This is a genomic window from Chitinophaga sp. (assembly GCF_036566945.1).
GTDB lineage: Bacteria > Bacteroidota > Bacteroidia > Chitinophagales > Chitinophagaceae > Chitinophaga.
In genome coordinates this window covers 1-8,570 of sequence record NZ_DATCVJ010001092.1, presented here as the reverse complement: position 1 = coordinate 8,570, position 8,570 = coordinate 1, and the positions used below count along the sequence as shown (strand labels likewise).

General features: G+C 45.0%; 9 protein-coding genes. 4 read left to right on the top strand and 5 right to left on the bottom strand.

Annotated features, from left to right (window positions below):
- The 3 genes from VIP81_RS32865 to VIP81_RS32855 form a co-directional block, all read right to left on the bottom strand.
- On the bottom strand, positions 1–509 hold a 509-nt coding region (locus tag VIP81_RS32865), incomplete at its 3' end, for a M16 family metallopeptidase (RefSeq protein ID WP_331972294.1).
- Positions 510–631: 122 nt separating this feature from the next.
- Entirely contained in the window at positions 632–1,552 is a 921-nt protein-coding gene (locus VIP81_RS32860; protein ID WP_331972291.1) for an aspartyl protease family protein, read from the bottom strand.
- Between the two features lie 13 nt (positions 1,553–1,565).
- Positions 1,566–2,798: an aspartyl protease family protein gene (locus tag VIP81_RS32855; RefSeq protein WP_331972288.1), complete on the bottom strand. Its 1,233-nt coding sequence runs from the start codon at positions 2,796–2,798 to the stop codon at positions 1,566–1,568.
- A gap of 134 nt (positions 2,799–2,932) precedes the next feature.
- Here VIP81_RS32855 and mqnC point away from each other — a divergent pair, with 134 nt between their 5' ends.
- From mqnC to VIP81_RS32840, 3 genes are all read left to right on the top strand, one after another.
- Positions 2,933–4,057: a cyclic dehypoxanthinyl futalosine synthase gene (gene mqnC, locus VIP81_RS32850; protein WP_331972285.1), complete on the top strand. Its 1,125-nt coding sequence runs from the start codon at positions 2,933–2,935 to the stop codon at positions 4,055–4,057.
- Between the two features lie 236 nt (positions 4,058–4,293).
- Positions 4,294–4,917 (top strand): hypothetical protein, encoded by a 624-nt coding sequence (locus tag VIP81_RS32845; RefSeq protein WP_331972282.1) that lies wholly within the window; start codon positions 4,294–4,296, stop codon positions 4,915–4,917.
- Positions 4,918–5,056: 139 nt separating this feature from the next.
- Positions 5,057–5,599, top strand: a complete 543-nt coding sequence (locus tag VIP81_RS32840) for a GNAT family protein (protein ID WP_331972279.1) — start codon at positions 5,057–5,059, stop codon at positions 5,597–5,599.
- Here the strand turns inward: VIP81_RS32840 and VIP81_RS32835 are convergent.
- Together VIP81_RS32835 and VIP81_RS32830 are read right to left on the bottom strand one after the other, a co-directional pair.
- Positions 5,596–7,050 (bottom strand): amino acid permease, encoded by a 1,455-nt coding sequence (locus VIP81_RS32835; RefSeq protein ID WP_331972275.1) that lies wholly within the window; start codon positions 7,048–7,050, stop codon positions 5,596–5,598. The two genes, VIP81_RS32840 and VIP81_RS32835, sit on opposite strands and share 4 nt — an antisense overlap.
- 58 nt (positions 7,051–7,108) lie before the next feature.
- Positions 7,109–8,002 carry a hydroxypyruvate isomerase family protein gene (locus VIP81_RS32830; RefSeq protein WP_331972272.1) on the bottom strand — a complete coding sequence of 298 codons (894 nt, stop codon included), beginning with the start codon at positions 8,000–8,002 and terminating at the stop codon, positions 7,109–7,111.
- A 213-nt stretch (positions 8,003–8,215) separates the two neighbouring features.
- Between VIP81_RS32830 and VIP81_RS32825 the strand changes: the two genes are divergently transcribed.
- Positions 8,216–8,500: a hypothetical protein gene (locus tag VIP81_RS32825; protein ID WP_331972269.1), complete on the top strand. Its 285-nt coding sequence runs from the start codon at positions 8,216–8,218 to the stop codon at positions 8,498–8,500.
- Positions 8,501–8,570: the final 70 nt, after the last annotated feature.

Sequence of the window (8,570 nt, the reverse complement as noted above, 5' to 3'; positions counted from 1 at the left end):
AGTTTAGCATTTTCAATATGAGACAACTCCTTGCCTATGGTCATCCAGCGATAAGGATGCGTGCTGTAGGACAGCTCCCGCATTTTATGCCACACATCACCATAGGGTTTGTTGATATAGTGTTCCTTAAACTCTTCGGATACTACCTTGCGTTGCACATCCAGGCTCTTTTCATCAAATGCCAGGGAGAGCATACGATCGCTTTCCAGCCAGAAGCCTGTTTCTATATTTTCTGCAGGCAACTGAATATAGTAGTTGGTGAGGTCACTCGTCGTATAGGCGTTGTTCTCTCCGCCAGCCATTTGCAGGGGCTCATCATAAGAAGGAATATTGATGGAACCGCCAAACATGAGGTGTTCAAATAAGTGTGCAAATCCTGTTTGTGCAGGGTTTTCATCCCTCGCACCCACATCATACAGCACATTTATGACAGCCATTGGCGTGGTGTGGTCTTCATGAACAATTACTCTCAGTCCGTTTGCCAGCGTAAACTTATTATAATGAATCATATCTTTTTATTGGTCAATATGGTAAAAATAGGGAATTACGGGTAGCTTTTGACAGCTTTTAGGGTTTGAGGGCCCGCTTTTAGCAAAAAATTGGGGAATGGTATCAGACGATTACCATTACTTTACTCCAGGTATAGTTCTTTCCGGTCGTAGTTAATGGTGAGGGTAAAGTCCTTCCAGATATCGTAGCCAATGGAGCCGGCTATTTCCGTGAATACGCCCAGGTCGTCAATATCTTTGCTATAGCTAACGGGTACATTTTTAATACTGTGGCCTCCCATTTCCAGTGAGGGAACCGAACTATTGATGTAGTATAATACTTTCACCATATCCTGTACTCTGTCAGTATTGACGGTAGGCAGCAAGGTATTGAGTTTGTTTTTATCCACATAAGGCCAGTTGAAAAGAATGCCATAGTCGCCGCCGGTGGTAATATGGTAGTGGCCGGGCAAGCGGGTACCGTTGGGTAATTGTATGGAAGCATCAATAACCGGGGTCGTAAAATTCAGTTGGAAATGCAGCAACTTACCGGCGTTATCAGTGGGTGTTTTACCTGCTTTGTATAGTACCAGCTGTTGATTGCGGTAATCAATTTTTACAATATAGGTTTTCATCAAGGCTACGCCTATGATCCCGTCTACAGGCCCCAGATCGCTGAGGTCTTCGAGGTAGGCTTTTACGTAGGGCAGGCGCTGTTCCTGTACGTACAATACGTTGAGGGTTGTTACCGACGTTTGTGCCATCGCGTTATTGGTGCCACTCATATAGGCATCTGCTGTTTTTTTCAGATGGAGTCTGTCGGCAGTAGCGATATGGAGTACGGTTACTTCTGCGCCGCTGTCGAATATAAAACGAAGGGTATCTGTACTGCCGGAAATCAGTACAGGAATGATTACATGTTTATCCACCAGTTGGAAAGGGATGACTGCTACCGGTTTTTTGTTTTCGTTTACTACTGCTACCGGGGTGCTTCTACGCTGTGCATAGGCCGACAGGAGGGCATTACAAGAAAACGCGGTTACTATCCATAAAAAACGCCACATGACACAAATAACGTCAAAGTATGCTTTTTATTGGCAACTTTTTGATGATTAGATCCTTATCACGGCTGATCAGGCAAACGGCCCTGGTGCCAATGTTCTTTAAAATTTCCCTGAATAGCTGGAGGTTTGGGCCGAGGTTATTGTTGATAGCCATAATGATATCGCCTTTCCGGAAGCCCGCTTTTTCTGCCGGGGACCCTTTGATGATATCTGTTACTTCTACCTTGCCATTGATCAGGTAAATGATCAAACCAGTGTAGGAATAGTCAAACATATCGCGGAAATGCGAGTTAGGTGTCATGTATATTTCCTTCTTGCTGTAGTTGAGCGTAATATTAAAACGTCTGAGCAAATCGTTGCCGATCATGCCTCCCAGAAAAGGATAGGCGGTAACGTTAGTCTTATCGTCGAAGATATAAGTAGGTACATTCCGGAAGGTGTAATTGCCGATACGGAATTCATTGATGGTGGTGAGCGACATAGTCATTTTACCTCCCAGGCCCTGGGCTTCCGTCTGGATCATTCTTTTGGTACGACGTCTTTTGCCCTGTAGTACACTGCTGTCGTTTACAAACTGGGAAGAAAGTAATAAACACATGCCTGCGCCGGTATCAAAATAATAGCGGTTGTTGATGGTCCTGAGACCCGTTTTTAATGGGGCAGATATCAGCGGTATTTGTGTGAGAGACGGTTTCAGCAGTTGTCCGCCTTTCGGATAAGTAAATTTCCCTTTTGAATAGATGACGATTTCTTCTGTATCGTAATCGATGGTAACAATATACCTGCTCAGTAAACTATATCCCATGATACCATCTACCTGTATGCCATATACCTGGCTGATCAGCTCATAGTCGTTGATATGGAAATCAAGGCTATCTACCGTAAGGCCGGGTAATTTAAGGGAATGGTTGCGGGCAAAAGACACGGGTTTGGAGCTACCGAGACCTTTGATGATCCGGTCGGAAGGTTCCATTTTGATGCCCAGTCTTGTGCAGGTGGTGGTGTCGAGTGAGATGCCTGCACTACCGGTATCCAGGATAAATTGCAGGGTATCCGGATAATCGCTGACCAATGCCTGAACGACTACCACCCCTCCATAGTATTGCTTAAAGTGAAAACGGGTAATGAGCATAGCTTCGCTAGTACTATCAGTGTAGGACGTGGCATTTCCGGCTTTTGCGCTGGTTGATGTGCCGGTGGTGGCTGCCAGTAGCAGCATAACGTGCAACAGAATTGGTTTAAGCATACTGGGGATGCAGGGATGTATATGAGTCTAAATTTAACATTAAAAAGTGTTCGTATAAAATATATTTATTACGGGCGGTTATTCACCTAAATACTACCTTTGCCAAAGTTTATTCCCGGTTAGAAATATAGCAAATGGAACTTCAGGATTTATACAAAAAGGCGCAGGATTTCGGATTTCTGACAGCAGCAGAGGGTGTTTATCTGTTTGAAAACGCGCCGCTGGCGGAACTGATGGAGATAGCCAATGAGTTACGAAAGCAACAGGTGCCGCATGGTAAGGTAACCTGGCAGATAGACAGAAACGTGAACACCACTAACGTGTGTACCGCCAACTGTAAGTTCTGTAACTTTTACCGCATCCCCGGCCACAAGGAAGCTTATATCACACCCATAGAAGAGTATAAGAAGAAGATTGAGGAAACGCTGAAATACGGCGGTGATCAATTGTTGTTACAGGGTGGACACCATCCTGAGCTGGGTCTCAGCTTTTATGTGAACCTCTTCAAAGAACTGAAGCAACTATATCCGGAATTAAGATTGCATACCCTCGGGCCCCCGGAAGTAGCACACATCACCAAGCTGGAAAAAAGTACGCACATGGAAGTGCTGCGTGCCTTACAGGAAGCGGGTATGGACAGTCTTCCCGGCGCCGGTGCTGAAATACTGAATGACCGTGTCCGCCGTTTGATCTCTAAAGGCAAATGCGGTGCACAGGAATGGCTGGATGTTATGCGGGCAGCACACAAACTGAATATCGCTTCTTCTGCCACTATGATGTTTGGTCACGTGGAAACAGTACTGGAACGTTTCGAACACCTGGTGGATATCCGGCAGGTACAAAGTGAAAAACCAGAAGGACATTATGGTTTTACGGCTTTTATACCATGGACATTCCAGGACGTAGATACGCTGTTGGCAAAGATCCGCGGGGTACATAACATGACTACCGCAGAAGAATATATCCGCATGATTGCCATGAGCCGTATCATGTTGCCGAATGTGAAAAATATTCAGGCATCCTGGTTGACGGTGGGTAAGCAGGTAGCACAACTGTGTTTACATGCTGGCGCCAACGATTTTGGTTCTATCATGATCGAAGAGAACGTGGTAAGTGCTGCAGGAGCGCCACATCGCTTTACCTACCTGTCTATGCAGGAAGCGATCCGCGAAGCAGGATTTGAACCTCAATTACGTACACAACTCTACAAATTCAGGGAACTCCCTGCTGCTATAGAAGAGCAGGAGATTAATTATTAAGAGCGGAAAGCAGAAGGCATAAAGCAAAAAGCTATTGAAGCGAATGACTTGAGCGATTATATATACGCTTTAATTATTCGCTTCAATAGCTTTTTGCTTTATGCCTTCTGCCTTAAGCTCTTCATTAGCAACTCATTAACAAATGAGAAAGAATTGTTAAAGCTGTCTTGCAGATGTTACAAAACGCTCTCTTCTACGTCTAACAGGTACAAACTAATCAAACTAAAGGAGGGAATATGAAAAAGCTGGGTCTTATCATGGAAGGATTTGCAATCATAGCCATGGCAGCCTGTACAAGCACCAAAGTAACGTCTTCCTGGCGTTCCAATGATGCACAGCAGCTGCAGAAGGATAATAAAATAATGGTGATGGCACTGGTACCTCAGAGGGATCGTACCCTGCGCAGTCAGATGGAAAACTATACAGTAGCTGAACTTAGAAGAAAGGGATATAATGCAGTATCGGCATTGCAGACTTACGGACCTCAGGAGTTTGGAAAGAAGACGGAAAAGCAGGTAGTACAACAATTACAGGGTAGTGATGTAAATCAGGTAATGACCATTGTAATGCTCGATAAAGGCAGAGAAAGAAACTTTGTTCCCAATTATCAGCCTTACGGCTATTACGGATTCTGGCCTTATTACTCTATGTGGTCTTCCAGAATGTATGCCCCCGGATATTATACCTACAACACTAAATACCAGTGGGAAGGTAATCTGTACGATCTGAAGAGTGGACAGATGTTGTACTCCGTACAATCACAATCTTTTGATCCGCCAACAACAGAAAGAATGGCTGTTTTATACGCCCAGCAAGTGGTGAGGGATATGGCCAAACAGCAGTTATTGGCAAAGCAATAAACAGGAATTAGCATTCAGTATTTAGCCGTTAGTTTTTAGATTGCTGTATCAGCAGACTAAGGACTAACGGCTAAATACTAAATGCAGGTTGGATTTTACGTTAAATCGGTGTAAGTTTAACGCCCCTTTAAATCCAGCTATGTTCGAAATAACGGTCAATGAAAATATATACCTGCGGCAACTGCAGTTGCAGGACGCTCCTCTGGTATATAAACAACTGGATGTGTCGCGAAAAAGTTTGCGTAAGTTTTTACCCTGGGTAGATTATAATACCAACGAAGAACATTCTCTCCGTTTTATACAATTAATGCTCCGCAAGGCGGAAGAGCAGGATGCTATTGCATTGGGCGTATGGTACGAGGAGCAGTTTTGCGGCGTGATTGATTTACATGGCTGGGATCATCAGTTACAGAAAGCGGAAATAGGTTACTGGATAGGTGAGTCTTTTCAGCGCAAAGGCATTGCCACAGCTGCTTGCAAAGGACTGATCACTTTCGCGTTTAAAAAACTCCACCTGAATAAAATAGAGATCCGCTTTGTGTTGCAGAATGAACGGAGCGGGCAAATCCCCATCAAACTGGGATTTGCCAAAGAAGGCACCTTACGCCATAGCGCCAAACTGCACGGGCAGTATGTGGATATGGTGGTAATGGGTGTACTGCGGCAGGACTGGAAGTTCTAGCCCTGTAGCGATTTCCGCACCTTGCTGTGTTTTTTACCGTAAAAATGATAGATGCCCATGCCTATTGCCATCCAGATAATGAGGCGAAGCCAGGTATCCCATGGGAGAAACGCCATCATGACCGTACATGTAAGGATGCCCATAATGGGTACAAAAGGAACCCAGGGTGTTTTAAATGCACGGGGTGCATCCGGCATAGAACGCCGCATCATCCATACGCCCGCGCATACGATTACAAAAGCCAGCAGGGTGCCTATGCTGGTCATCTCCCCTACTACCCTTATTGGTACCAGTGCGGCAAACAAACTTACAAACGCGCAAAAGAGAATATTGCTTTTCCAGGGAGTACGATAACGGGGATGGACATCTGAAAATATTTTCGGTAACAATCCATCTTTCGCCATGGAATAAAATACCCTTGATTGTCCCCACAAATCCACCATGATCACGGAGGTATAGCCAACAATAATGGCCAGTATAATCATTTGTCCCAGCCATTTAAACGGCGTGTGTGCAATGGCGATAGCCACAGGTGCCGCACTGTTTTTAAATTCCTGGTAAGGCGCCAAACCTGTCAGTACATGCGCAAAAAGAATGAAGAGCACTGTACATACGGCCAGTGAGCCCAGTATGCCGATAGGCATGTTGCGCCGTGGGCTTTTGGTTTCCTGTGCAGCCGTACTTACTATATCAAAACCCAGGTATACAAAGAAGATAACGCCCGCGCCTCTCAGAATGCCCGATACGCCGAATTGGCCGAATTGGCCGGTGTTTTTAGGAATATATGGGGTCAGATTGGCCGGCTGTATGTATTTCCAGCCCAGAATGATAAAAACGAGGACTACGCCTACTTTCAGGGATACTACCACTGCATTCCAGAGGGCAGATCCTTTGGTGCCACGTATTAATATAGCAGACATCAATATCACTACCAGCGCAGCCGGCAGGTTAAAGTAGCCGTGCGTAGTGACGCCATTGGCCAGGGTTACGGTTTCAAAAGGAGAATGTACAAATTGTGGAGGAACGAATACCTGGTACCTGGCCAGAAATTCTACCAGGTAGTTGGACCAGCTGATGGCTACGGTGGCGGCGCCTACGGAAAATTCCAGCACCAGGTCCCAGCCAATAATCCACGCCAGTTGCTCTCCCATGGTGGTATAAGCATACGTGTAAGCGCTGCCGGCCACAGGTATCATGGACGCAAATTCGGCGTAACAAAGGCCTGCAAAAGCGCAACCTACACCCGCTACAATAAAGGAAAGTGTGATGGCTGGCCCGGCGTTATTACCGGCAGCAGGTCCTGTTAAGGAAAATAACCCGGCACCGATAATAACACCCAAACCCAGCATTAACAGCTGGAAGCCGTTCAGCGTACGTTTTAGGGTATGCTTACTTTCATCGGCCGACTCGTTAAGCAGCCATGATAAAGGCTTTTTGTAATATTGTTTCATGAAGTATACCCTACTGTTTTGGTGGACTAGTGTGCGAAAGTAGGATATATTTATGAATTTAAGCGATATCGCAAATTCCGACAGCCTGTGTAAGAGAGGCTATCTGGTCTTTGTGAGCTGGAATAAACTCCTGCGCCACATGACCTTTAAAACCTGTTTCATAGATCGCTTTCATAATAGCCGGATAGTACAGCTCCTGGGTTTCATCAATTTCATGACGGCCCGGAACCCCGCCTGTGTGGTAATGTGCTATATATTCATGATGATCACGGATGTTGCGGATTACATCTCCCTCCATAATTTGCATATGGTAGATATCATACAGCAGCTTGAAATTGGGAGAACCCAATGATTTACAGAGTTCTACGCCCCAGGCGGTATGATCACACTGATAGTCGTGGTGATCTACCTTGCTGTTCAGCAGTTCCATTACCAGGGTTACTTTTTTCTTTTCGGCATAACCAATCACCCGTTGCAATCCCTTGGTACAGTTGTCAATACCTTCCTGATCGCTCATGCCATTACGGTTGCCCGAGAAGCAGATCAGGTTAGAGAAGCCGGCTTTGGCAGTTTCGTCTATATAATATTTAAAATATTCTTCCAGTTTATCGTGGTTTGCCACGGTATTAAATCCTTTGGTGATGCCAAATTCAGGACCGTTACTGGCTACCATGGCAGTGATCATGTCGTTCTTCTTCAGTATGGAGAAGTCTTTCGGATCTACCAGGTCAATAGAATGAATGCCGATTTTTTTAGCGGCTTTACACAGATCGTCCAGTGGAATATTATAACACCACGCACATACGGAGTGGTTAATTTTGCCTTTTAAAGGCTGATCTACTGCATTTTCGTGCGCAGATACTCTGTTGGTGAGCGATGATAGCGCAGTGGATGCCAAGGCCATGGTGGCTACTTTCTTAATCATATCGCGGCGTGAGTTTTCCTGATGCATAAAAAGGTTTGCTTTAACGGAGATCAATGTAATTGAAATTATGCTTACTTGCAAGCTCCTGCTACCTTTTGAGGCAAAAAAAAACGTGGAAATACGGATTTTATTTTTCGCGTAGAACTATCTGCTGTCCTACTGCGTTTATATGTTAAATTGCAGGTAGTATTTAAAGTTTGGTAAGTAATTTGTTTAAAGTACAGAAAAGCGGAGGTTGATATGGATAAAAAATATACTCCCAGTTTATGGATCTGCATCCTGATGGACGTTTTAGGGTGCGCCAGTTATGCGGTACCGGTTTTAGGTGAGGTCAGCGACTTTATTTGGGCCCCCATTTCTGCCATTATTTTCTACCGTATGTTTGGCGGTACGCTCGGCACTTTTGGTAGCGTTTTTAACTTCATGGAAGAATTATTTCCCGGAACAGATTTCATCCCCACATTTACACTTTCCTGGATGTTGAAACGTGTGCTGGCAGGGAAAAGAAGAACGGTATCTGTTTGAATAGGCTGAAAGCAAAAAGCCGAAAGCAAAAAGCTATTGAAGCGAATGACCAGAGAGGAATTACTATCCG

Coding starts and splice junctions, on each gene's coding strand:
- VIP81_RS32860 (WP_331972291.1), bottom strand. CDS start 1,552: ATGTGGCGTTTTTTATGGATAGTAACCGCGTTTTCTTGTAATGCCCTC.
- VIP81_RS32855 (WP_331972288.1), bottom strand. CDS start 2,798: ATGCTTAAACCAATTCTGTTGCACGTTATGCTGCTACTGGCAGCCACC.
- mqnC (WP_331972285.1), top strand. CDS start 2,933: ATGGAACTTCAGGATTTATACAAAAAGGCGCAGGATTTCGGATTTCTG.
- VIP81_RS32845 (WP_331972282.1), top strand. CDS start 4,294: ATGAAAAAGCTGGGTCTTATCATGGAAGGATTTGCAATCATAGCCATG.
- VIP81_RS32840 (WP_331972279.1), top strand. CDS start 5,057: ATGTTCGAAATAACGGTCAATGAAAATATATACCTGCGGCAACTGCAG.
- VIP81_RS32835 (WP_331972275.1), bottom strand. CDS start 7,050: ATGAAACAATATTACAAAAAGCCTTTATCATGGCTGCTTAACGAGTCG.
- VIP81_RS32830 (WP_331972272.1), bottom strand. CDS start 8,002: ATGCATCAGGAAAACTCACGCCGCGATATGATTAAGAAAGTAGCCACC.
- VIP81_RS32825 (WP_331972269.1), top strand. CDS start 8,216: ATGGATAAAAAATATACTCCCAGTTTATGGATCTGCATCCTGATGGAC.